This window comes from Acinetobacter sp. S54, from assembly GCF_016624945.1.
Lineage (GTDB): Bacteria > Pseudomonadota > Gammaproteobacteria > Pseudomonadales > Moraxellaceae > Acinetobacter.
Window position 1 is genome coordinate 38,210 of the sequence record NZ_JACVUI010000002.1, and the last position, 23,961, is coordinate 62,170.

General features: G+C 38.3%; 22 protein-coding genes. 10 read left to right on the forward strand and 12 right to left on the reverse strand.

Going from position 1 to position 23,961, the window contains the following annotated elements; translation table 11 throughout:
• Window positions 1–3: 3 nt before the first annotated feature.
• On the reverse strand, window positions 4–1,038 hold the full coding sequence (murB, locus tag IAE20_RS03050) for a UDP-N-acetylmuramate dehydrogenase (protein WP_200481422.1): 1,035 nt from the start codon (window positions 1,036–1,038) through the stop codon (window positions 4–6).
• Window positions 1,039–1,054: 16 nt separating this feature from the next.
• A complete protein-coding gene (locus IAE20_RS03055) occupies window positions 1,055–1,573 on the reverse strand; it encodes a low molecular weight protein-tyrosine-phosphatase (protein ID WP_200481069.1) in 519 nt (172 codons plus the stop codon).
• Window positions 1,574–1,690: 117 nt separating this feature from the next.
• On the opposite strand from IAE20_RS03055, the gene IAE20_RS03060 reads away from it, so the two are divergent.
• Window positions 1,691–2,851: an iron-containing alcohol dehydrogenase gene (locus IAE20_RS03060; protein ID WP_200481070.1), complete on the forward strand. Its 1,161-nt coding sequence runs from the start codon at window positions 1,691–1,693 to the stop codon at window positions 2,849–2,851.
• Window positions 2,848–3,306 (forward strand): acyl-CoA thioesterase, encoded by a 459-nt coding sequence (locus IAE20_RS03065; protein ID WP_200481071.1) that lies wholly within the window; start codon window positions 2,848–2,850, stop codon window positions 3,304–3,306. Before IAE20_RS03060 ends, IAE20_RS03065 begins: the two co-directional genes overlap by 4 nt.
• A gap of 25 nt (window positions 3,307–3,331) precedes the next feature.
• Here the strand turns inward: IAE20_RS03065 and dnaX are convergent, their stop codons facing one another.
• Window positions 3,332–5,509, reverse strand: coding sequence for a DNA polymerase III subunit gamma/tau (gene dnaX / locus IAE20_RS03070; protein WP_200481072.1), 2,178 nt, complete (start codon window positions 5,507–5,509; stop codon window positions 3,332–3,334).
• A 212-nt stretch (window positions 5,510–5,721) separates the two neighbouring features.
• Between dnaX and IAE20_RS03075 the strand changes: the two genes are divergently transcribed.
• Window positions 5,722–6,246 carry a GNAT family N-acetyltransferase gene (locus IAE20_RS03075; RefSeq protein WP_200481073.1) on the forward strand — a complete coding sequence of 175 codons (525 nt, stop codon included), beginning with the start codon at window positions 5,722–5,724 and terminating at the stop codon, window positions 6,244–6,246.
• On the opposite strand, the gene IAE20_RS03080 is transcribed toward IAE20_RS03075, so the two are convergent.
• The 3 genes from IAE20_RS03080 to IAE20_RS03090 all read right to left on the reverse strand — a co-directional run bounded on the left by IAE20_RS03080 (window position 6,243) and on the right by IAE20_RS03090 (window position 9,935).
• Window positions 6,243–7,505 carry a serine hydrolase domain-containing protein gene (locus tag IAE20_RS03080; protein WP_200481074.1) on the reverse strand — a complete coding sequence of 421 codons (1,263 nt, stop codon included), beginning with the start codon at window positions 7,503–7,505 and terminating at the stop codon, window positions 6,243–6,245. The two genes, IAE20_RS03075 and IAE20_RS03080, sit on opposite strands and share 4 nt — an antisense overlap.
• Before the next feature lie 68 nt (window positions 7,506–7,573).
• On the reverse strand, window positions 7,574–8,428 hold the full coding sequence (locus tag IAE20_RS03085; RefSeq protein WP_200459420.1) for a MaoC family dehydratase: 855 nt from the start codon (window positions 8,426–8,428) through the stop codon (window positions 7,574–7,576).
• A gap of 115 nt (window positions 8,429–8,543) precedes the next feature.
• Window positions 8,544–9,935, reverse strand: a complete 1,392-nt coding sequence (locus tag IAE20_RS03090; RefSeq protein WP_200481075.1) for a 3-oxoacyl-ACP reductase — start codon at window positions 9,933–9,935, stop codon at window positions 8,544–8,546.
• A 242-nt stretch (window positions 9,936–10,177) separates the two neighbouring features.
• On the opposite strand from IAE20_RS03090, the gene IAE20_RS03095 reads away from it, so the two are divergent.
• Window positions 10,178–11,734 carry an acetyl-CoA C-acetyltransferase gene (locus IAE20_RS03095; RefSeq protein ID WP_200481076.1) on the forward strand — a complete coding sequence of 519 codons (1,557 nt, stop codon included), beginning with the start codon at window positions 10,178–10,180 and terminating at the stop codon, window positions 11,732–11,734.
• Window positions 11,735–11,793: 59 nt separating this feature from the next.
• Here the strand turns inward: IAE20_RS03095 and IAE20_RS03100 are convergent, their stop codons facing one another.
• From IAE20_RS03100 to aceI, 3 genes are all read right to left on the reverse strand, one after another.
• A complete protein-coding gene (locus IAE20_RS03100; RefSeq protein WP_227610746.1) occupies window positions 11,794–12,807 on the reverse strand; it encodes an alpha/beta hydrolase in 1,014 nt (337 codons plus the stop codon).
• A 204-nt stretch (window positions 12,808–13,011) separates the two neighbouring features.
• Complete coding sequence (locus IAE20_RS03105) at window positions 13,012–14,139, reverse strand: OmpW/AlkL family protein (RefSeq protein WP_200481077.1); 1,128 nt, start codon at window positions 14,137–14,139, stop codon at window positions 13,012–13,014.
• A gap of 333 nt (window positions 14,140–14,472) precedes the next feature.
• Complete coding sequence (gene aceI, locus IAE20_RS03110) at window positions 14,473–14,895, reverse strand: chlorhexidine efflux PACE transporter AceI (protein ID WP_200459424.1); 423 nt, start codon at window positions 14,893–14,895, stop codon at window positions 14,473–14,475.
• 89 nt (window positions 14,896–14,984) lie between these two features.
• Between aceI and IAE20_RS03115 the strand changes: the two genes are divergently transcribed.
• From IAE20_RS03115 to IAE20_RS03130, 4 genes are all read left to right on the forward strand, one after another.
• The gene (locus tag IAE20_RS03115; protein ID WP_200459425.1) at window positions 14,985–15,866 is read left to right on the forward strand and encodes a LysR family transcriptional regulator; all 882 of its coding nucleotides are present in this window, start codon (window positions 14,985–14,987) and stop codon (window positions 15,864–15,866) included.
• An 85-nt stretch (window positions 15,867–15,951) separates the two neighbouring features.
• Window positions 15,952–16,941, forward strand: coding sequence for a transaldolase (gene tal / locus IAE20_RS03120; protein ID WP_200459426.1), 990 nt, complete (start codon window positions 15,952–15,954; stop codon window positions 16,939–16,941).
• Between the two features lie 73 nt (window positions 16,942–17,014).
• On the forward strand, window positions 17,015–17,665 hold the full coding sequence (gene leuE / locus IAE20_RS03125) for a leucine efflux protein LeuE (RefSeq protein ID WP_200459840.1): 651 nt from the start codon (window positions 17,015–17,017) through the stop codon (window positions 17,663–17,665).
• Window positions 17,666–17,779: 114 nt separating this feature from the next.
• The gene (locus IAE20_RS03130) at window positions 17,780–18,964 is read left to right on the forward strand and encodes a benzoate/H(+) symporter BenE family transporter (protein WP_200481078.1); all 1,185 of its coding nucleotides are present in this window, start codon (window positions 17,780–17,782) and stop codon (window positions 18,962–18,964) included.
• 48 nt (window positions 18,965–19,012) lie between these two features.
• Here IAE20_RS03130 and IAE20_RS03135 read toward each other — a convergent pair whose 3' ends face one another.
• Entirely contained in the window at window positions 19,013–19,456 is a 444-nt protein-coding gene (locus IAE20_RS03135; protein WP_200459428.1) for an RDD family protein, read from the reverse strand.
• Window positions 19,457–19,736: 280 nt separating this feature from the next.
• Between IAE20_RS03135 and IAE20_RS03140 the strand changes: the two genes are divergently transcribed.
• Window positions 19,737–20,180 carry a universal stress protein gene (locus IAE20_RS03140; protein WP_200481079.1) on the forward strand — a complete coding sequence of 148 codons (444 nt, stop codon included), beginning with the start codon at window positions 19,737–19,739 and terminating at the stop codon, window positions 20,178–20,180.
• A 31-nt stretch (window positions 20,181–20,211) separates the two neighbouring features.
• Here the strand turns inward: IAE20_RS03140 and IAE20_RS03145 are convergent, their stop codons facing one another.
• Both IAE20_RS03145 and pepN read right to left on the reverse strand, forming a co-directional pair.
• Window positions 20,212–20,556: a hypothetical protein gene (locus IAE20_RS03145; RefSeq protein WP_227610749.1), complete on the reverse strand. Its 345-nt coding sequence runs from the start codon at window positions 20,554–20,556 to the stop codon at window positions 20,212–20,214.
• Between the two features lie 102 nt (window positions 20,557–20,658).
• On the reverse strand, window positions 20,659–23,265 hold the full coding sequence (gene pepN / locus IAE20_RS03150; protein ID WP_200481080.1) for an aminopeptidase N: 2,607 nt from the start codon (window positions 23,263–23,265) through the stop codon (window positions 20,659–20,661).
• A 391-nt stretch (window positions 23,266–23,656) separates the two neighbouring features.
• On the opposite strand from pepN, the gene IAE20_RS03155 reads away from it, so the two are divergent.
• On the forward strand, window positions 23,657–23,914 hold the full coding sequence (locus IAE20_RS03155; RefSeq protein ID WP_200481081.1) for a hypothetical protein: 258 nt from the start codon (window positions 23,657–23,659) through the stop codon (window positions 23,912–23,914).
• Window positions 23,915–23,961: the final 47 nt, after the last annotated feature.

The window sequence follows — 23,961 nt, forward strand, 5'->3', positions numbered from 1 at the left end:
TTACTATTCCGAATGTGATCGAATGAATCCATTTGTATCAAATAATACTGGTTCTGGTTCAAGCTGAATATTAAAGCGCTGTTTTACATCCTTTTGGACAGCCTGATAAGTGTGCTTAACTTCACTTAAAGATGCATTGGCATAATTCACTAAAACAAGTGCCTGTTTTTCAAACATACCTACTGCACCCAATTTTTTCCCTTTCCAGCCTGTTTGATCAATTAGCCAACCTGCCGCAATTTTAACGCAGCCTTGTGGCTGAGGATAATGTGGAATTTGCCGAAATTTTGTAAGTAATTGGTCAAAATCTTTTTGAACAATCACAGGATTTTTAAAAAAACTTCCAACATTTGGATATTCTTTAGGATCAGGTAATTTATTCTGACGAATTCGAATGACTTGTCGTTGTAAATTTTCAGGTGTTAAATTATCTCCAACAGCTGCTTTTAAGTCGCCATAATTTAATCTAAGTTCTGGTCGTTTAAGTAAACGAAAAGTAACGTGAGTAATAACGTAACGATTTGGATCGTGTTTGAAAATACTATCGCGATAAGCAAACTGACAATCGATGCCCTTAATATTTTGCGTGACTTTGTTATGTCTGTCGTAAACTTGGACGGACTCAATAAACTCACCAACTTCAACGCCATAGGCACCAATATTTTGTACAGGTGAAGCTCCGACTAAACCCGGAATAAGAGCTAAATTCTGTAATCCATACCAACCTTTGCTGGTGGTCATTAAAACAAAATCGTGCCAAACCTGACCAGCACCCACTCTAATTGTTATATCGTTAGAGCTATCCTCGAGTATCTCGACACCCTGAATATCAATATGTAATACCAACGCATGTATATGCTCTGGCAACAACATATTGCTTCCACCTGAAAGAATTAAGCTATTCAATTGGTGCTGTTCAGCATAATCCAGTGCAGCAGTTAGGGCTTGGATTGAATCAATTTTTGCATAATCTGAAGCAATAGAATGCAGATTTAAAGTATTGAAAGGCTTAAGCTGGATATCTTTTTGGATATGAATCACGGGTAAACTCATTTTATTGATCGACAGTCCTAATTTGTTGTTTAAACATTTGCACCCATGCCTTGGCACTCGATTCACATTGATCTAAAACGTGTTCAAAGCCATCGGTTTCACCATAATAAGGATCGGGTAAAGCTTGTTGTTTATAGACGGGATCATGCTCACTCATCAATGCAACACTTGCACGAATCTGATGCGTTTTATATTGGTTTAGAGCTTTTTGCTTCAGTGACTGAATATTTTTAAAGTTTTCATGATCCATCGCTAGAATAAGATCAAACTCCAAAAAATCCTGAGTCGTAAGTTGACGGGCGCGCAACATAGATAAATCGTAGCCACGTTTCAGTGCGTGTTGCTGACTACGAGGGTCAGGCGCTTTATTAGGATGATAATTACTGGTACCCGCAGAATCTACAACAATATCGAGTTGATGTGCATCACAAAAGTGTCTTAAAACCACTTCTGCCGTTGGCGAACGGCAAATATTACCCAAACAGACGCATAGCACCTTATAGGGTGAGTGTGATGACATATAAACCTCGAAAGTGCTTTATTTTCAGGTGTCTTATGTTAAGTTATTTAAAAGCATAATCCTATAGAAGAAACGAACAGAAATGTTCGATTTATGATGAAAAATAAGGAAATACGAATGAGCCAATTTCAATTTCAGACAGCCTCTAGCATTATTTCAGGTCTTGGCTCGATAAAGGAACTTAAACATATTATTCACGATGGCAATTATCGTAAACTTCTTATCATCACTGATCCCGGCATGGTACAGCATCAACTTCATTTACCCATTATCGAGATTTTGGAACGCCAGAATATCGTTTATGCAATTTATTCAAATATACAAGCTGATCCACCAGAACATATTGTGCTGGATGCTGCCGAATTCGCAAAAAAAGAAAAAGTTGATGCGATTTTGGGTTTTGGTGGAGGCAGTTCCATGGATGTCGCCAAGATTATTGCATTATTGGCACACCCAGAACAAAAGCAGACTTTGGCTGAAATGTACGGCGTTAATCATGCTAAAGGCCCCAAATTACCCTTAATTTTAGTTCCAACGACTGCTGGAACAGGTTCTGAAGTCACGCCTATATCTATAGTAACTACAGGTGAAACCACCAAAACAGGCATCGTTTCAGCAGCTTTATATGCTGATGTTGCGATATTGGATGCCAACTTCACTCAGGGTTTACCTGCCCACATTACTGCTGCCACAGGCATTGATGCGATGGTACATGCTATTGAAGCCTATACCTCCAAAATAAAAAAGAACTTCTATGCCGACATGCTCGCAAAAAATGCTTTGCGACTACTCAATGATAATTTGCCTAAAGTCCTAAAAAACGGTGCAGATATGGAAGCACGTCAAAATATGCTATTGGGATCAATGCTTGCTGGACAAGCTTTCGCTAATGCGCCTGTTGGTGCAGTTCATGCACTCGCCTATCCTTTAGGCGGACATTTTCATCTTTCACATGGACATACCAATGCTCTGGTTTTAGCCGAAGTTCTGAAATTTAATGCATCACATGCCAAACATTTATATGCGGAACTCATGCAATGGCTTGATCCACGAAGTAATGGAAGTTGTGATGGTTTGTGTGATCTATTTATTGATCATATACAAAATCATTTGGATCAAAGTGGTCTAGTTTTAAAGTTAAGTAATTTGAACGTGCCTAAACATAGTCTAGAAACACTGGCCAAGGATGCAATGTTGCAAACTCGTCTTTTACAAAATAACCCTAGAGAAATGACAGAACAGGCTGCTTTCGAAATCTATGAGGCAATCTACGCATGAACAATGAATCTATAAAACCAGTCCGAAAAACCCGTGACCAATTTCATTTCTTTTTAAATATACAAACGCGCTGGGCTGATAATGATATTTACGGTCATGTTAATAATGTCACGTATTATAGCTACTTCGATACCGCTGCCAATTCGCTACTTATTCAACATGCGGGTTTCGATATTCGTCAGTCACCCATCATTGGACTAGTCGTTGATTCTGCCTGTAGTTTTTTTCAGGAGCTTTCCTTTCCCGATATAATTGAAGTGGGTGTAGCCATTGCTAAAATAGGAAATTCTTCTTTAAGATATGAATTAGCCATTTTTAAACAGCACAATATCGAGCCTTCTGCTCAGGGACATTTTGTGCATGTTTTTGTTGATCGTGAAACGCGTGAAAGCACCGCTATTTCAGATGAGATGAAAAAATCTCTTGAGCCTTATTTACTCACCCCTATAACCTAAATACAGCAAAAGGATGAAGAAAGTTTCATCCTTTTAATTGAATATTTTGCAATTCACCTTCAAAGGTATCCAATAAACTTTTTATGACAGGATCGGCCTTAAGCAGATGCTCTGCACGCTCAAATGCTTTCTGCTTACGTTCTGCTTGTTTAACAAAAGGCGTAGTATCTGAAATCTCAGCATATTGCACAGAAAACTGAGTATTTGGCCATAAAGATTTAATTTCATTTTCCAATGCATACTGAAGTTGTGAAAGCATACCTTCAAATTTCTGTGGAATTGTAAATATACATATTCCATCAATTTGCCCAGACATTAAGCCATGTTGCGCCAATTCTTGAACGGCAGGTGAAAGCTGGCTATTTCTAAACCAATATTCCCATTTTTCCAATGTCCACTCTCCTTCAAGAATCTCGATGGGAAGCTTAAGAATATCTTGTGGCATCAAATCTGAATAATCTTTAGAAATAATGTCATGATTTCCAATAGTATGGGAAACTAGACTTTCTTGAACATGTGCAGATAATAACGTCTCCGAAACCCCATTCTCTTTGATATTTTCAATCGAATTTTCTAAAATTTCTGTGGACTGGATACTATTTTCTGATGACGAAGATACTAATAATTCTGCCGAAATATTGCTCTGCAATGGTGAATCACCCAGATTTTCAATGGATTGCGGTGATAATAAATTCTGTGATGGATGCATAGAATTTAATTCTGTTGATTGCTCATCTACAGGAAAAACTTGCATTTCAGCAACGGATATAGATAACAAAGAGGGTTGTGTTTCAAATCCAATCAATTCATCTGAATTTGCATCAAATATCACAACGCTTTCTGATTCATCGATAGCAGGCGCAGGAGATGACTTTAAAGCATCCTGATCCATCGTGATCAATGGTTCTGGTTCCTCAAAGATTTGAGGCCCTTCATCAAAATTTTCAGTATTTTCTGGCGCAAAATTATCTTCAGCTTCAACGGATTGAGAAGAAGTTTTCTGAACATTTAAAATTGCAGTTGTATCAACGGGGGTCCCCGATGTCTGTGTTTCAAAATTAGATTGTATAGACTCAGATACAATCTGGACTGTCTGTTCAACAACCACTTCATCCATAGCCAAAGGACGAAAAGCCAACAAACGTAGCACACACATTTCAAAGCCTTGTTCCTGAGTCACAGCCAACTGTAATTCAGCACGACCTTTGCATGCAATTTGATAGTAAAGTTGCAAATCCTGAGCAGAGACCATTCTCGACAATGACAGAATCTTTTGATTAATTTCTTCACTATATTTAAGGCTTAATTCAGGCAAATATTGCAATAATGCCAGTTCATGTAAAGTCGAAATTAACTGATCGAGCACCAAGGATACATCCAGTGCTTGCTGACGAAATTGCAATAATAACTGACTAACATGTGCCTGCTGGTTTTGATGAATAGCAATGATCAGATCATAAATAATCGTACGATCAATCAGTCCCAACATCTCTTTAACGTCTTGGTGATGCACCTCACCCTGTCCATAAGCAATGGCCTGATCTGTTAGAGACAAAGCATCTCGTAAAGAACCTTGTGCAGACTCGGCAATCTGCCAAATTGCATCTTTATCTGCACGAATCTGCTCTTTGTCTAAAATTGCAGTTAAATGCTCAGTAATCTCATCTACGGCAAGTGGACGTAAAGTAAATTGTAGACATCGAGAAATCACGGTAATCGGAAGTTTTTGTGGGTCTGTGGTCGCAAATAAAAACTTTACATGCTCTGGTGGTTCTTCCAGCGTTTTCAGTAAAGCATTAAACGAATGCGTAGACAGCATATGCACTTCGTCAATCAAATAAACCTTGAAACGCCCCTGAGTCGGTGCATAAGGAACGTTGTCCAGCAATTCACGCGTATCTTCTACTTTGGTACGTGATGCTGCATCGATTTCAATCAGATCAATAAAACGTCCTTCATTCACCGCACGACAGGTAGCACATACTTCACAAGGCGTGGACGTTACCCCTGTTTCACAATTCAAACATTTCGCTAGAATACGTGCAATTGTGGTTTTACCCACACCACGCGTGCCTGTAAACAAGTAGGCATGATGCAAACGACCACGTTCCAACGCACTGGTCAGTGCACGTGACACGTGGTTTTGCCCGACCAATTCAATAAAATTACGAGGACGGTATTTTCTAGCCAGTACTTGATACATGAATGCTCCTTGTTTGCACATAAGCATACTGTTTTTTTGTGCGATAGTGAATGAATTCAGCTAGAATCCATGCACAAGCAAATATTAAATAAACAAATTATCTTGAGTAATAACGAAGCGATGTTTGTAATCTCTTACAATAAAATTTGCAAATGATTTCTATTTACAGATATGCTCAATTAAAAGAGATAACATAAATATATGACCTTAAAATGAACCATTTACCTATTCCGATTGCATCTTCAAGATTAAATATTTTACCTTTTGAACTTAAAGACTGTCCTGATATTTATCCATATATCACCTTAAGTCTAACTCAATTTATGTCATGGGAACCCTCCCAAACTTTTGAAGAATTTGAAAATATTGGAAAAAAATGGCTACGGGCTCAAGCGTCTGCGACAGATCGACATTTTGTTTTACGCGATAAAACAACACATCAATTTATCGGTTTAATTGGCATACACCGCATTCATACCCAAACACCTGAATTCGGCTTATGGATATGTGAAGACAAACATGGCAATGGCTTTGCCAAAGAAGCATTGAAGTCGATTTATGATTGGGCCGTTTTGAACGTTGAAGCTGATTATTTTGTTTACCCTGTGGCAGAACAAAATTTTGCCAGCCGAAAACTTGCAGAAGGTTTGGGTGGAAGCATTAGCCATGTTAAACAGCAACCCAAATATATTCAGATCACTTATCACATTCCTGTACATGCAGAACACTTAAATTAAAACCAGCCTTTACGACCTCTTAAAATTTGATCGGCACAACGCAAAGTTTCCTGAGTTAACCCCCAAAGACGATAATCACCCGTAATTGAACCAATTTTAAAATTATGGGTATATGCAAAGCTTAAATTTCGATCTGGGTCGCACCACGCTCCTGAACCATTATAACCAATATGTCCAAAGCCATTTTTGGCACGTTTGCCCATAGTTAAGACTCGATGATAGCCAAGCCGCCAATTCATTGGGATTGGCATGACCTTATCTCGTGCATAACTTTGAACGGTACTGAGTTGCTGAAATACTTCAGGTTTAATCAAGGTCTTGCCTTCCCATTGACCACGATTAGCCAACATGGCATACATCTTACTTAGGCTATTTGCAGTAAAAGCACCATTTGCAGCAGGAATAATAGCTTGAAGTCCTTCATCACTAAAAAAACTAAAATGACGCATTCCTTTAGGAATCATGGCATCCTGAAAATCCTGTGGATTTTGCCCAGTCCATGTCACTAATTTATCGGTTAATGAAGGTTTATGTGGTTTTAAAACCTTAGGTTTTTGAGCTTGCTTTTCCTGCTCTGATTTAGGTGGTTGAGGAATTAATCTTGCTACACGGGCAAGTTGCGCAGAAGGTACGCCAAAATAAGCGCCATTCAGATTTAAAGGCTGCACTAAATATGTCTGCATCAAATCTGCCAAGCGCTGCCCTGTTGCTTTTTCCAATACACCACCCACTAACCAGCCAAAAGTAAGCGCCTGATAAGCATTGCCCTGATTAATACTAAAACGAGGAGTGGCTTGTTCACATATTTCTAGCATATGCTGCCAGTCCAGCATTTCACGTGCATCTTCCAACATGTTTCGTATGTCATATAAGCCACTTTGATGGCTCAGAACATGCCTAAGCGTTATCCGCTCTTTCTTGTTTTTCGCAAATTCAGGCCAGTAATGCATAATAGGAACATCATATTCAAGAAAACCTTCACTGACCAAAATGTGTGCCAAAGTAGCCAATACACCCTTACCCGTTGAATAACAAACAGAAAGTGTATCTTCATTCCATTGCTCAGTGAGTGATTTTTTCCCCGTATAAATATCAACAACGTTTTCACCCTGAAAATAGACAGCTAAGGCGGCCCCACCTTGTTCAGTACGCGCATCTTGCAAACGACTAAATTGCTCTGCCAGATCGTGAAATCGCTCATCGATTAAACCATGATAATTATGTGTATTTGCAAATAGAATTTCAGTTAAACCACTCATTCTTGTTTCCTATTTTTTTCTAATTTTATATAAAAGCCCGAACTGATCAGGCTTTTGAATGTTGGGTTTTATAATGGGTTAATAGTCCCAGAAACATGCGGCTTTTGTGACTTGGCATTACGAATTAAAAAGTCAGTTTCCTGAGATTGCTGCGCAGTCAAAAACTCAACTTTAGAAGGCAAATACATTGGAAGTTTAAACCAAACATCTGCTTCATAAGACTCAGGCAAATTGATATTAGCCAATGCCTTAGCCTTACTCCACATCCCATGTGCAATCGCCTGTTTAAATCCAAACGCTTTTGCTGTCACAGCATGAATATGGATCAAGTTAAAATCACCTGAAACTTTGGCATAGCGGCGACCTGTATTTTCGGCGACCTCCCAGACATGTTGAAGCTGGTAATCCGGCATTTTACTTTCTTTTTGTCTTTCGGTTCCCTTTTGCTCGGTCTTTTGACGTGATAAATAAGTTGTTAAACCTTCCATAACTACTTCATCACCGACCTTCGCTGTGGTAATGAAATCGAATTGAACTCCTTTGTCGTGTGGCTTTAGCTCACCAAATTTACAGGACAAAGTTAAGTTCTCATTGACCCCAATCTTACGAGTTTGTTTAAGCTGATTGCGTATATGAACCAAGCCTAGAATCGCAAAAGGAAATGCTTCTGTAGTCATCATATGCATTTGTAAACTTTGAGACAGTACTGCTAAATAAATTGCGGGAATAAACCCATCATTTTTAAAGCCACAAACTTCATTATAAGCGTGCAAGTGTTTTTGATCGACTTGAAACGAATCAACCACATATTCAACTTGCGGCAAAACTTTTGGGCCTTTTGGCTTTTTAAATACCAATCCCTGAATGACTTTTGGATAAGCCAGATAGGGTTTCGGAAGCTGATTAAAATGGCGTGTATTCATGGTTGACCTTATTCAATTTTTATAGATTTAAAATGAGAATGCCCTCTCCTTAAACTCAAAAAGAGAGGGTTCGTATTATTCTGTTCTCAAAGTGACCCTACACGATAGCAGCGAATTATGCGCCCAGTAAACTTTGTCCACACACGCGAACAACGTTTCCATTCAAACCCGTAGACGCAGTGGATGCATACCAAGCGATTGTTTCTGCAACATCGACTGGTAAACCGCCTTGATTCATCGAGTTCATACGGCGACCAGCTTCACGAATAGCAAATGGAATTGCCGCAGTCATTTGTGTTTCAATAAAACCAGGTGCAACAGCATTGATAGTAATACCATTCTTCAAAGTTGGCGCTGTGAATTTAACTAAACCAATCACACCTGCTTTAGACGCAGCATAATTCGTTTGACCTAAATTACCCGCAATCCCACTAATTGAAGATACACAAACAATACGACCATTGGCATTTAAACCGTCATTTTCAAGCAAATAGTCGTTAATGCGTTCAGCCGCAGACAAGTTAATATTAATCACCAGATCCCAAAGCTCAGGCTTCATATTTGCCAAAGTTTTATCACGGGTAATACCTGCGTTATGGACAATGATATCCAAACCACCCTGTTTTGCAGCAGCAGCTTTAATTTTTTCACCCGCATCCGTCGCAGTAATATCCAGTCCTAAAGCTGAACCACCGATTTCAGAGGCCACACGATCCAGATCTGCTTGCTGCTGAGGAACATCAAGACAAATAACATGTGCACCATCACGTGCTAATACATGCGCAATCGCTTCGCCAATACCGCGACTTGCCCCTGTCACCAACGCTGTTTTACCAGCCAATGGCTGGTTCCAGTCTACTTTCACAACATCGGCCTTAGAAACACGAATTACTTGACCAGAAACATACGCTGAACGAGGAGATAATAAGAAACGTAAAGTCGACTCAATATTATCAGCCGCGCCTTCATCTACATACACAACCTGAGCAGTAATTCCTTTTTTGAATTCTTTACCGACAGACTTTACAAAACCTTCCAGCGCACGTTGAGCAACCGCTTGCTTTACAGTTTTTGCCGATTCCGGTGTTGTTCCGATCACGATCACTCGACCAGAGCTTTGAATCTGACGCGCTACTGGATTAAAGAATTTATATAGTTCATTTAACTGTTCAGAATTTTGAATACCAGAGGCATCAAAAACAACTGCTTTAAATTTAGACTCTTTGTCGCCTGAATTAAACGCACGTAAATTTAAACCTGCTTTTGCTGCTGTTTGTTGCAATTCGGCATTATTACCCGCATAACTGTCCGCATGAATATTACTCAAAACCTGTGCAATCGCGCTTGATAATGGACTTGAAGGTGCCGCACCAAACAACACAGCTCCATTAATCACTGGTTCTGCACTTTCAAAACGATCTAATACCACTGGTGATGGTAAACCTAAATTTTTTACTACAAACTTACCAAGAGGTGATTGGGTGAATGCCTGGTATTGATCAGTCATGGTTATTATCTCTCATACAAAATAATGTGTGTATAAAGCCAGCTGGATAATCGCTGTTTATATCCTTTGTTGGAAACTTGTGAACATAAAGGTTCATTGATTTGAATAAAATAATACTTGAGTTAATCTTGATATGTCTTGACCTGAATGCACTCTAGAATGTCATTCTAGTCAATACAGGTCTATTTTAATTATGTTAATGTACATCTCAAGAATATCATAAACATGCTTGGAAAAGCCTTATGAGCAAAACAACTCAAGACAATCCACAAGAGCAAACAGCAGTCACTAATTCTGCTTCGGATACTGTGTCAAATACATCAAAGCGCTCTTCACGCACGACTAAAACTGCAGCTGCGGATTCAGCTAAGGCAGCTTCAGCAACAGCAAGCAAAACTCCTCGTACCCGTACAACCAATACACGCACTAAAACAGCAGCTCCAGCCAATAAAGCTCCAGCTCGCACGAAAACATCAACTTCAACTAAAGCTCAACCTTCTGTTCAACAGGATCAACACATGAGTCAAAACGCTATTCGCCGTGTCGCCATTATTGGCGGTAACCGTATTCCATTTGCCCGTTCAAATGGTGCTTATTTTAAAGCATCTAATATGGACATGCTGACTGCTGCATTAAATGGTCTAGTTGAACGCTACAATTTACAAGGTCAACGTCTCGGTGAAGTAGTGGCTGGTGCTGTACTTAAACATAGCCGCGATTTTAATATGACTCGTGAGTGCGTGCTCAATACTGCACTTGCACCAGAAACTCCTGCTTATGATATTCAACAAGCCTGCGGTACTGGGTTACAGGCAGCATTTGCAGTGGCCAATAAAATTGCCCTTGGTCAAATTGATGTAGCAATTGCAGGTGGTGTAGATACAACTTCTGATGCACCTATCGCGTTTGGTGATGGTCTACGTAAGGCATTACTTGAGCTTAATATTGCAAAAACAGGCAAAGATCGCTTAAAGGCCTTAACTAAAATTAACCTGAAAGAACTTATGGATGCGCCTAAAAACGGTGAACCGCGTACAGGTCTTTCAATGGGCGATCATGCTGCAATTACGGCACTTGAATGGAATATTGGTCGTGAAGAACAAGATGAACTCGCAGCTTCTTCTCACCATAAAATGGCCAAAGCGTATGAAGAAGGTTTCTTTGATGATTTAATTACGCCATTTATGGGTCTTGAGCGTGACAATAACTTACGTCCTGATTCATCAGTTGAAAAACTTGCGAAACTTAAGCCAGTATTTGGTAAAGGCGAAAATGCCACAATGACAGCGGGTAACTCCACCCCACTAACTGATGGCGCATCTGTTGTTTTGTTGGCTTCTGAAGAATGGGCAAAAGCAAATGGTCATGAAGTTCTAGCTTACTTAAGTTTTTCAGAAACTGCAGCAGTTGATTTTGTTGGTAAAAAAGAAGGCTTATTAATGGCGCCTGCATACGCCGTTCCACGTATGCTTGAACGTGCAGGCCTTAAACTTCAAGATTTTGATTATTATGAAATCCACGAAGCTTTTGCATCACAAGTGCTTTCTACACTTAAAGCTTGGGAAGATCCGAAGTTCTGTAAAGAACGTTTAGGTCTTGACGCACCACTGGGTTCTATTGACCGTTCTAAGTTGAATATTCATGGTTCTTCTTTAGCTGCGGGTCATCCATTTGCTGCTACAGGTGGTCGTATCCTTGCGACTGCGGCTAAAATCCTCAACCAAAAAGGTTCAGGACGTATTTTAGTGTCAATTTGTGCTGCGGGTGGTCAAGGCGTTGTAGCGATTGTAGAAAAATAATTTTCTAATCTTATAGGCATTTTCCTAAAGCAGTATCCATTGGATGCTGCTTTTGTAATTTATTTAACTTCCAAAGTTGATTGTTGCTTTAGAAACTGGATAGATTGATCAAATACTTCACGACTGGCTTTAAAGCGCATATTGAAATTGAAATCGTGATTAATTTTTTCCACATAATCCTTAGAATAAATTTGTGAATTTACCTGAACACCTAGTTGCTTAAGCTTTTTAATAAATGGTTTGGTCTGGCTTTGGGTTAGAAGATCCACCTCTGTTGCACTAACATAAATAGGTGGGAATTGTGCATTAACCCAAGGATATGCCGACATTAAATCTAGCTGATGGTCGTTGGGTTGACCATAACCACTATATTGAGCAATGACACTTTCCGCTCCCCATCTGACAATTCTTCCTGCTTTTGCACTTGAATGATATAAAGTTTTTAAATCATAAACACCACTATGTAAAACTAATCCCTTTACATTTTTGGCAGGAATAGAGGCTTTCAGATCGAGTTGTTGTGCCATTTCAGGTGCATTTAGCGCAGCAACATAACTACTCACAATATTTGCTCCCGCAGAATCTCCACTAAAGAAAACTCTTGCTGAGTCTAGAGGTAATTGATCTTGATGTTGCATAACATAATCAACAGCCTGATTTAATTCTAAAACTTGTTGCGGATAAGCCGCTCGTGGAACCAAGGTGTATTCTACATTAACAACGAGAAACCCTCGATCAGCGATTAATTGTGCATAAGGCAACATCGCCTCTTTACTACCTGCAACCCAGCCTCCACCATGTACCAGAAAGATTACTGGAAGTTGTCGTTGCTCTAAATTTTCAGGATAAAGGATATCTAATCGCTGACGTGGTTCTTGACCATAATGTATATCAGTTTGGACGATCAGTTTTTGCTGAATCTGTTTATGGGCATATTGCTCAAGATATTTTACATTTTCCTGAGTTTGTTGATTATCCATCAATTTTGCAACTAATGTCGTCGGTAAATTTTGGCATCCTGTGAGTGAAGCTAAGAAGAGAACTAGGGCAAAACGTTGTACTATTATTTTCAATGCCAGCCCTCCAATCTAGATGTCAAAATATAATTCTACTTAACCTTAGAATAGATTTTAAAATTGTTATTTACTAGATATAAAAGTTGATATTTATTATAGCTTATACAAATATGATCAAAATACATAAAAGACAATCTTAAAAGAATCCACCAGTACAAAATCTTATACTGATGGATCAACTGGTTTTATGTAGATAAAAGATTAAAAACGATACCCAACCCCTAAATAAGTAATGATCGGATCAATATCCATCTTGGTCGAGGAGTGAATAAGTTCTCGATTGGTATTACTGTCAATGACATTAATGGTTGCTTTATTGTTCAGTTTCGCATATGAGACTGAAGCAACTGTATACCAATTAGGCGTTATATCATAAGTAAATCCAGCAGTCACAATAGGTGCAATTGCATCATCCGCATCGACATCGACCACAGGATTTGCACTCGACTTTTTGCCATCCAACGCAGCTCCCGCCTGCCCATCATGAATATTTTGGATCATATGTCCTGCTGCTTCCAAATCTGAACGTATACCTGAATTTAACTTGATATCACTAAAATGTGCATACATTACCCCCGCGCCGACATAAGGTCTGAATTTATTGACGCCAGCCTTACCCCACTGGTATTGCGCCTCCAATGCTGGTGTCCATGCACGTACTGATGCGGCTTTACCATATGCATCTAGATTTGTTATAGGAATATCTTGTTTCAAAGCAATGTCTGGCAAAATTTGTCCTGCCAATCCACCTGCTTTTGCAGAACCTGTCAGTGGCGCTTTGATAAACCCTTTTCCGTTAATATCGACTTTAGGAGGAATACCGCCTATAAATTGCAAGGAAACATTTTCATTTAAATAGTAGTTAAAAGTTAAACCTAAAGTATCGACATCATCGGCTTCCAATCCACTGCCTTCATTTTGCCAATGATCAATACCATTAATAGTCGCCACCCCAGAAGTCTCAGCATTTACATTTCCATTTTCATCTACAAAACCCAATAATTCTCCCACACTGGATGCATCTCCCTCTTTCTTAAACACTTCATTTAAAAAGAACTTCGTATTTGTATAACCATCACCGTCTTTAAAACTTGCGTCAGGATCCAGCGCACCTAAAAAAGCTGGAATTGAAATCTCGCCGACCGCAACATTTGTACCACTGGGCACCGATGTAGAGATATCAAAGGGATTTGCTTTTCCCTGAGGCATTACATGCAACCACCCTGCGGAAACAGAGAACCTTTTAAAATCATCTGCGTGTACCAAGCCGAAAGTTGAAGTAATGCTGACAGCAAGCAATGATTGTTTGCATAGTGTAATAATTTTCATGATTCAATCCTTTTGAATTATGCAATGTAATCTTTACATTGGTCTTCATAGAGTACAAAAAAATAGAATAAAAATTAATCAAACATAGATAAACGGAAAATCACTAAGATGTTTTAAAAATTTATACAGAACATTATTCACAAAAAATAATTATATTTATTAGTTATATACAAAAAATTTTAAACTAAATTTTCTTTTTTATTATCGTTTTAAATTATAGCTCTCCTTTTTTAAAATATGATATATGTCACATTTATTTATTTTAAAATTAATTGATTTATCTCCTTATTTTTACCCGAAACTGCAAGCCTCATGACTTGCAGTAAATGTAGTTTAATGCACGGGTCTTATTCCCATACTTGCTTCGACCTTGTCATAACCCCATTGGAAAATAAAGGTATAGACTAAAATACACATGGTCAGACCAAAATCCAGAACAATGGCTTGCCAAATCGTCATCTTCATAGCGTAAGCAACCATTGGAATAGTCGCTAACATAAGTCCGCCCTCAAAACCAATAGCATGCAGAATACGAATTTTTATGGTTCTTTTAAGCTGATGTTTATGCTCAAATTTTTCAAAAAAATGGTTAAAAACCATATTCCATATAACAGAAGTCACCGCCATGGCAATACCGAGTGAGCCTGTTACTTCCATAGGAACATTAAAAATAAAACTTAATGCGATTGCTATGATGACCAATAGAATCACTTCATAGCTCAAGGCATGAATAATTCGTCTTTTGGAAATCAACATTTTAAAACACTCTTTTTTGTTTGCAGTAAAGCTATTTTATTTTTATAATTTTGATAAATCTAATTAGATTCTTTCAATAATTTTGACAGATGAATATCAATCAAGAACAACTAACCATTTTCAAGACTGTGATGGAAACAGGTTCTTTTTCTGCTGCTGCCAGAAAACTAGGCAAAGTTCCATCCGCAGTAAGCATGTCTATTGCTAATCTCGAAATTGATCTTAATTTAACTTTATTTGAACGGATCGGACGAGAACCCATTGCGACGCCAGAAGCGCATATACTTTATGAAAAGACGGCGCAACTTCTCATTGAAATGAATCAATGGAAACAACAAGCCCATGCCTTGAGTACAGGACTTGAATCTGCCTTAAATATTGTAATTGTATCTGAACTACTTGATACTAACTGGACAGAATATGTCAGCTTAATTTCCCACCAGTTCCCAAGCTTACAGATCAATATTATTTCTGCGCCCCAAGAAGATGCTTTAACCATGTTACTGGATCAACGTGCTCAATTGGCATGGATGTTTGAACGAGAACATCTAGATTATCGCGAACAATTTGTTGAAATTAAAAAAGAATCACTTATTCCTGTTGTCTCTAAAACACATCCTTTAGCGGACATGAAAGATATTAAATTTGAAGATTTATTACAGCAGCGCCAGATCGTCGTCGCCAGCCGTGACAACACGATTAAACCCGAGTTGTTATTTTCAAAAAATTACTGGCGCACAGATAATCACCACTCCGCTTGTATGATGATCGTTAGAAATCTCGGTTGGGGCGTTTTGCCCTCAGAAATGTTTAAAGAAAATCCTAAGCTCAAACAACAATTAAAAGTTTTAAATCTACTCGATTTTACCCCCAAATTTGAGTATTACATCGATCTGGTCTGGAGTCGTGAAAGTAAACTGGGTTCTGCTGCAAGGTACTTAATTGAGCACATTCGACAGAACAGAAAATAATCCATCGACAAGTTTTAACGTGGATTTACAATAGAATATGCTATAACTGATAGATAAATATTTTAAACTCAGAATGTTGATTGCAATGACACAGACAGCTTTAGACCAATTAAAACATGTAACTACCGTTGTCGCTGATAGTAGCGACCTTGAAGCGATTCGTCAGTTTCGTCCTCTGGATGCCACAACTAACCCATCGTTAATCACGGCTGCTGCGAGTCAGCCTGAAAATCGTGAACTGATTGAAGCCGCCTATACTCAGGCACGTCAAGAAGGCTATCAGGCAGACCAACTGATTGAACGGACTATTGATATTTTGACAGTCAAATTTGGCGTTGAAATTTTAAAACTGATTGAAGGTCGAGTCTCTACCGAAGTAGATGCATCATTGTCTTATGATACCGATGCCACTCTTCAAAAGGCGCGTGAATTATCCAAACTTTATAAAGAGTATGGCATTGATCAATCAAGAATTTTAATTAAGATTGCATCAACATGGGAAGGTATTCAGGCAGCTAAAATACTTGAGGCAGAAGGCATTGCCTGTAACTTAACTTTATTGTTTGGCTTACATCAAGCCCAAGCATGTGCAGACGCAAAAGTTACTTTAATTTCTCCCTTTGTTGGACGTATTTTAGATTGGTACAAAAAGGCTGAAAAGGTAGACCATTATCCGATCGAAAAAGATCCAGGTGTGATTTCTGTCAAGAAAATCTATAACTATTATAAACAGCAAGCTATTCAAACTCAGGTGATGGGAGCAAGTTTCCGTAGCGTCGAGCAAGTCCTTGGTTTAGCAGGCTGCGATTTACTTACAATCTCCCCTACGTTACTTGCTGAATTGAGTCAGGATAACCGTCAGGTCGAAACCGTACTTAGCCAAGAATCGGCATCAAAAGCCGAAAAAATTAATCGTGAAGATCAAACTAGAGAAAGTTTTAAAATTGAACTTGAACACGATTTGATGGCATTTCAACTATTGCAAAGTGGCGTGGATGGTTTCATTAAAGCACGAGATCAACTCAATACTTTATTGCGTCAGTCTTTTGGAATTGATGCCGAGATTCAACCCTAATATTTGATTATTCACATATTTAAACCGATTTTTGTTATAGTACAAAATTCGGTTTTTTTATGAGTAAATGTTCGTGTTCGGGATTACAGATCTAGCAACTTACATCATTGGTACTTTGTTAATTGTGTTTTTACCGGGACCTAATTCTATTTATGTGATGTCGATTGCTTCGCGCTATGGAATTAAAACAGGTTATCGTGGTGCATTTGGTATTTTTACAGGCGATACAATTTTAATTTTATGTACTGTACTTGGGGCTGCTTCACTGATGCACGCTTTTCCATGGATATTTACTACTTTAAAAATCATAGGTGCCCTTTATCTTTCTTATTTAGGTTTTAAGCTTCTTCAAGCTAGCTATCAGCGTTGGAAAAATAAATCAGTTGAAGACATTCAAATGGCGGATTTACCAAAACTTGATCAGATCCACCCTTACCGCACTGCTTTAGGCATAAGTTTATTGAACCCGAAAGCGATTTTATTTTTCCTATCTTTTTTTGTTCAGTTTGTCGATCCTGCTTATCCTTATCCAGCACTGAGTTTTTTAGTTTTATCGATTATTTTACAATGTGTCAGTTTAAGCTATCTGACCCTCCTGATTTTTTCGGGGGTGAAATTATCTGCATTTTTTAAATCGCAACATAAAATTTCCGCTATCAGTATCTTTATGGTCGGGATTTTATTCTTTGGTTTTGGTTTAAAACTTGCGACCTCAACATTGTAATAATTTTACCTTTTGTTTAAATCATCGCCCCATTAGAATACAGTTCATGCTTTTCTGATTGACTCAATTTTGAGAAGCATTTTTCTTAAACACCTTATAATCTAAAGCTGAATCATGCAAAAATTTATCCGTGATTTTTCACTTCCTGCCGCTTTTGCTGGATTTGTTACTTTTCTTATTGGAATCAGTGTATCTGCTGTGTTGGTCATTCAGGCAGCACAGATACTGGGGGCAAATACCCAACAAATTACTTCATGGTTTTGGGCATTAGGAATAGGCATTGGTTTATCAGGTCTGATTCTTTCATGGAAATTTAAATATCCAGTTGCAACCTCTTGGTCTACTGCGGGTCTAGCCTTAATTATTGCTACTGGAAGTGGCTATAGTTTACATGAAGCAATTGGTGCTTTTTTAGTATGTGGACTGATCACCGCACTTTTGGGGTTTTTTGGGGTATTTGAAAAAGTCCTTGCCCATATTCCCCAAAGTTTAACCAGTGCCATGTTGGCGGGTGTTTTACTTAAATTTGGAATTGCCATTTTTGCCAATATGCAAGACCACTGGCAATTTATTTTAAGTTTACTGGCAGTTTATATTGTTTCAAAACGCTTGTGGCCCCGTTACTGTATTGTTATTACAGTGGTGATTGGTATAGCTATGTGTCCATTTTTCATGGAATTTCACCCTCCCGTTCTACACTGGGATTTGGCAAAACCAACATGGATTACCCCGGAGTTTACATGGTCAGCTATCTTGGGATTAGCGCTACCATTGTTTGTGATTAATATGGCATCACAATATTTACCTGGTATTGCCATGATTAAAAGCTACGGTTATCAACCTCATGTTAATCATCTCATCGGATGGACTGGGGCAACACAAACCGTACTGGCACCTTTTGGATGCTATACCGTTAATATTGCAGCAATCAGCGCAGCAGTAAGTTTAGATGATCAAGTTCATCCGGATCCTGCCAAACGTTATATTGCTGGAATGAGTTGCGGATTTTTCTATATTTTAATGGGACTATTTGCAGCAACTTTAACCAGTTTGTTGATGTCATTTCCAACTCTGTTCATCATGGCACTGGCAGGTATCGCACTGTTTGGCACAATTAGCCATAATATCGCGATTGCTTTTCATGAACCCAGTGATCGAGAGGCAGCCTTACTCACCTTTTTATGTAGCGCATCTGGCGTTCAATTCTTTGGGGTTGGTTCTGCTTTTTGGGGATTAATTGTGGGCATCATAGTTTCCCTTGTATTGAAAGTAAAATTTAAAAAGTCAGGCTCCAAATAACTTTTATAAGAAAACACGATGAAGATTTAGCATCGTGTTTTCTCATGTTTACAATTCTTTTACTACTACTGTTTTTGCCATTTTATCGTGCCAGCCTTGTTTTTTTGAGTCAAATGCAATCCAGATAAAGCCCAACATAAACACTAATGTGGATGGAATATAACCAATATAGCGAATGATTGACTGTCCTAAAGTAAGCTTATTGCCAGTTTTTTCATCCAAAACTTTAAGACGCATCAGACGCTTACCCGGTGTTCCACCTAGATATAACCAAAATAAAATAGTGTACAAAAAAGGAAAAATATAATTAACCAATATATCGAACCAAAGTGAAGGTTTCTGCTCACTTAAACCAGTAGAAAAAACCAGATCGTAATTGCCTTGATAAAAAATCCATGCCGAGGGAATAATCGCCAACATCATAATCAGCGTATCAATAATTGAGGCACCACAACGTACCCAAAAGCCTGCATATTCGTATTTGTATGACATTTTTTCCTCACGTTGTTGTTATGTAGATCTATTTATATTTAAAACATAGATCATTTCTTTCATCCTAATAGAAAAAAGAAAAAGACGAAATATGCAACTAAATAATCATGCATATTTATTATTCAAACAGAATAGTCAGTTTAAATTTTTTAAATAGTGATACATGATTGTATGTCAGTTTATACAAATAATAATAATTTTTAGAGACAAAAACTTTGAATACTATGTTAGCCTGAAACTATAAAAGATTTTTAGAAACAATAAATTAAGAGGAAATATTATGGCTTATCAACGTATATTGGTTCCAGTCGATGACTCACCTCTTTCAGCCGCGGCAGTACAACACGCTATTGATCTTGCCAAAGCATTTGATAGTACAGTAACGGTTATGAGTGTCGTCGCTATTGATCCTTTCGTAGGTGTAGATTTTTATAAAGTTGCACCTACTGTAACTGAACATTTATTTGAAACCGAGGCAAACGCAGAGAAGCATCTTGAAAAAATTAAAAATACTTTTACAGAAAATGGCATAACAGCAAATATTAAGATTATTCGTGAAGAACCAACTGCGACAGGTATTATAAATATTGCAGATGAGGTCAATGCTGATCTGATCGTTATGGGTTCGCATGGACGTGCTGGCTTTAAAAAATTAGTGCTTGGGAGCGTCGCACAAAAAGTGCTCGCTGAAAGCCCTGTACCCGTTTTAATTGTAAAAGCTTAATGACATGAAAAACCGCTTAGGCGGTTTTTCTTTACACATTTTCATCTTGAAAATATTTGAGCCAAAATGCCTCACGACATTCTGAATTAAATTGAATTCGTTTAGGTGTTATTTCACCAGATTGATTTTGATGATCTACTACTTCGTAGCTAATCCAGTTTTCACGACAGGCTTCGATTTCAAGAGGTACCGCATCATGCTCTTCAATCTTGCGAATGGTGATGCCATTTTCAAACTGAAAAAGCGACATTTTCCCAATGACCTGAATATCGCCATCAAACCATTCTTTTATTTTCTCTTCTTTATCAATAACCTGATGCTCAGAAGGTTGCTCTGGATACAGAATACTTTGAATATATTTTGAGAGATGAGACATTAAAATATCATGATGCCGATAAATTAGGATCATCATACCATTACTATTTAATAAAACAGCACTACTTTTAATAAAACAGTGCTGTTTTATATTTCATATGATCTAAATACTTAAAATACTATTTAAAGTTTCCGTTACATTTTTAGATTTCACTCGAGATTGCAAGGCTTTTAATGCGGTTTGTACTTTACTGCGCTGCGGTTCAGCCAATGTATACCAACGCGACAATACCTGTAATAAACGAGAGCCTAAAATTGGATTCTTTTCATCAAAGTATTCTGCCAACCCAATATAATGTTCTACCCCAAAACTCCATGCATGAACAGGATTATTACTTAAACCTCCACTGACTGCACGTACACGGTTTGGAGTTCCCAAATCATAATCGGAATGCTGAGTTAAACTTTGAATAGTTTCAGCCGTTGCATTTGGATTGGCTGCTTGAACCATAAACCATTGGTCCAATGATAAAGCTTCGTCTTTATAACGTGCGTAAAAGTCATCCAAAGCTTGTTGCGCTTGTGGTGCATCATTCCAGACCAATACCCGTAATGCTCCTAGACGTTCTGACATATTGTGTGTCTGTGCATATTGTTCATAGGCCAACTCAAATACACTCTCATCGCCCTGACGCGCCATCATGGCCAACATAATATTTTTTAAAGCCCGCTCACCCATCGCTTGAGAGAAATCATCTTGCAATGATGGATCAAGCGACAAATAAGTTTCTTTCCAGAATGAACCTAATTCACGTGCCAATGTTTCCAGCACAGAATTGCGCTTTTCCTGAATCATTTCAGGTTCATAGTTGGCATCAATACGACTACCCAAATAACCTTCTGTTGGCACATCAAATAAACGTGATGCTAATAAGGGATCTTTACCCACCAGATCAGGCAAAGTGTTTTTAATGGCTTGAATATAAGGCTTTACGTCATGATCTTTTAACAAGATTCGTTCAAGTAGCGTTTGACTCGCCTGCCATTGGTTAAAACCACTGGTTTCATATTGAATCAGAAATGCCAATTCATCATCGTTATAATCAAATTCCAGATTTACAGGGGCTGAAAAATTACGCAGTAATGACACAACAGGTTGTTCTGCAACTTGAGTGAATTCAATAGTGGCAGCATCTTGATCAAATAAATACACGCCATCCTGAACACCATCAACAAATAAGTCTGGGCAATGAAGCGTATATTGCTCACCCGTTTTGGCATTAAATAATGCAAGTGCGATAGGAACTGGAACTGCTTTTAAATTCGGATATTTCGGATGTGCTTTTAGGCTTTGCTTTAAGCTTAAACGATACGTTTGATATTGCGCATCGTATTCACCACGAACCTCTAGTTTAGGCGTACCCGGTTGATTGTACCAAGTCAAAAAGCTTGTCAAATCCACGCCTGAACCAGTCGATAATGCATCCACCCAGTCTTCTACTGTGACCGCTTGTCCGTCATAACGGCGAAAATATTCATCCGTACCCTTGCGGAATTTTTGCTTTCCAAGCAAAGTCGACATCATACGGTTAATTTCCGCACCCTTTTCATAAACGGTTGCGGTATAGAAATTATTAATTTCAACAAAATGGTCAGGACGCGGTGGATGTGATAATGGCCCCGCATCTTCAGGAAATTGATGCGCTTTAAGTACCGCCACATCATCAATCCGTTGTACGGCAGCCGATTGTAAATCTTCAGAGAAAGATTGATCACGAAAAACCGTCAATCCTTCTTTTAGACACAGCTGGAACCAGTCACGGCAAGTAATACGGTTGCCTGTCCAGTTATGAAAATATTCATGCGCGATTACAGATTGCACCCGCATAATAGCAGCATCGGTCGTATATTCTTCATCAGCCAACACGCATGATGTGTTAAAGATATTTAAACCTTTATTTTCCATTGCACCCATGTTGAACTGGCTCACCGCCACAATCATGTAATTATCCAGATCGTATGCTCGCCCATAATGTTCCTCATCCCACCGCATAGAATGTTTTAAGGCTTCCATGGCGATGTGACATTTTGGAATATCTTTTTCTATTGCATAAATCTCTAATGCAACATCACGCCCTTCAGAAGTGGTGTACCTGTCTTTTAGAACAGCCAAATCGCCAATCACGCAAGCGAATAAATAGCTTGGTTTTTTGGTTGGATCTTGCCATATAGCAAAGTGACGATTATTACCCGCTTCTCCAGTTTCCAGTAAATTCCCATTGGCTAATAACACAGGATATTTTTTGTCGGCTTCAACACGCGTAGTAAATTCGGCCAGTACATCAGGACGGTCAGGATAAAAGGTGATTTTACGAAAGCCTTCAGGTTCATTTTGGGTAACAAATAAATTACCTGCTTTGTATAGACCTTCAAGCTGCGTATTTGTTTCAGGATGAATAATTACCTGAGTATTTAAAATGATGTCATCCGGCGCATCAGTAATCACTAATTGTTCACTATCAAGATGATATTGTTCAGATGTTAAGCTCTGTCCATTCAATACTATCGATTTCAATTCAAGATCACGACCTAATAATACGATATCTCCAGCAGTCTGACGCTTCATGACCAAAGTCGAATCAACCACCGTATGATCATCAAAAACTTGAATATCGAGATTAACCGACTCCACTAAAAATGAGGGTTTTTGATAATCCTTAAGATAAACAGTTTGATCCACCTGAACGTGTGGGTTCGCCGCAATATTCATATTTCTTCCTATAGGCCATATCAAAGGTGGCATCAGTATTTATTGTGTATGAACCTGATCATACGCCAACTTTTCTGAAGTGTCTGTGTTGTTTCAATTTATAATTAACATGGGTGTAATAGTTTTATTTTTCAATTGTTAGTGGTTTAAAAATATGCGTTTAATCTAATTATCAATGAATTTAAATAGGGAAGATCTGAAAAAGCATTCAATAGTGCTTACAGATTGTCTTATAAATTTGCACATTTTTTTGCACACCTTACGTTGAATTACTTTTTTTCTAAGGTGTTTACATTTTGTGCACGCTTCTTGCTTAGTCATAAAGGATTCAATCAGTCAAACTAAAATTCATATCCCATATAGATACAAAATAGCCGAGAGGTAAAATAAGATGGAATTAACTCAACATTTATACCGTGCGGAAAACATTAAAGCCATTCATGATTTACATGATGCAGGTGTATGTCATCATGTGATTGCTGTGTTTATGACGGCTGAAGGTATTCAGCTAAATACACAAGATGTCACCAGCATCGTGAATACATATGATGCATTAGGCAAAGAGAAAGTTCCTAGTAAAAAGGTTAAAGCACTAATCGCTGCTAAGAAACTAGGACAGCACGATGAATCCTTACCCTGCCCCGTCTAAAACCGTTCACTTTTATGGAAAAAGTCCAAATTTGCTCTAGCCAGTTT

Bases quoted from the DNA above. Each gene is read 5' to 3' on its own strand.
- IAE20_RS03080 (WP_200481074.1), bottom strand. From the start codon at position 7,505: ATGAGTGGTTTAACTGAAATTCTATTTGCAAATACACATAATTATCAT.
- IAE20_RS03095 (WP_200481076.1), top strand. From the start codon at position 10,178: ATGAGCAAAACAACTCAAGACAATCCACAAGAGCAAACAGCAGTCACT.
- IAE20_RS03115 (WP_200459425.1), top strand. From the start codon at position 14,985: ATGAATATCAATCAAGAACAACTAACCATTTTCAAGACTGTGATGGAA.
- IAE20_RS03055 (WP_200481069.1), bottom strand. From the start codon at position 1,573: ATGTCATCACACTCACCCTATAAGGTGCTATGCGTCTGTTTGGGTAAT.
- IAE20_RS03065 (WP_200481071.1), top strand. From the start codon at position 2,848: ATGAACAATGAATCTATAAAACCAGTCCGAAAAACCCGTGACCAATTT.
- IAE20_RS03145 (WP_227610749.1), bottom strand. From the start codon at position 20,556: ATGTCTCATCTCTCAAAATATATTCAAAGTATTCTGTATCCAGAGCAA.
- IAE20_RS03060 (WP_200481070.1), top strand. From the start codon at position 1,691: ATGAGCCAATTTCAATTTCAGACAGCCTCTAGCATTATTTCAGGTCTT.
- IAE20_RS03135 (WP_200459428.1), bottom strand. From the start codon at position 19,456: ATGTCATACAAATACGAATATGCAGGCTTTTGGGTACGTTGTGGTGCC.
- dnaX (WP_200481072.1), bottom strand. From the start codon at position 5,509: ATGTATCAAGTACTGGCTAGAAAATACCGTCCTCGTAATTTTATTGAA.
- IAE20_RS03085 (WP_200459420.1), bottom strand. From the start codon at position 8,428: ATGAATACACGCCATTTTAATCAGCTTCCGAAACCCTATCTGGCTTAT.
- IAE20_RS03075 (WP_200481073.1), top strand. From the start codon at position 5,722: ATGAACCATTTACCTATTCCGATTGCATCTTCAAGATTAAATATTTTA.
- IAE20_RS03130 (WP_200481078.1), top strand. From the start codon at position 17,780: ATGCAAAAATTTATCCGTGATTTTTCACTTCCTGCCGCTTTTGCTGGA.
- pepN (WP_200481080.1), bottom strand. From the start codon at position 23,265: ATGAATATTGCGGCGAACCCACACGTTCAGGTGGATCAAACTGTTTAT.
- IAE20_RS03090 (WP_200481075.1), bottom strand. From the start codon at position 9,935: ATGACTGATCAATACCAGGCATTCACCCAATCACCTCTTGGTAAGTTT.
- aceI (WP_200459424.1), bottom strand. From the start codon at position 14,895: ATGTTGATTTCCAAAAGACGAATTATTCATGCCTTGAGCTATGAAGTG.
- IAE20_RS03155 (WP_200481081.1), top strand. From the start codon at position 23,657: ATGGAATTAACTCAACATTTATACCGTGCGGAAAACATTAAAGCCATT.
- tal (WP_200459426.1), top strand. From the start codon at position 15,952: ATGACACAGACAGCTTTAGACCAATTAAAACATGTAACTACCGTTGTC.
- IAE20_RS03140 (WP_200481079.1), top strand. From the start codon at position 19,737: ATGGCTTATCAACGTATATTGGTTCCAGTCGATGACTCACCTCTTTCA.
- IAE20_RS03105 (WP_200481077.1), bottom strand. From the start codon at position 14,139: ATGAAAATTATTACACTATGCAAACAATCATTGCTTGCTGTCAGCATT.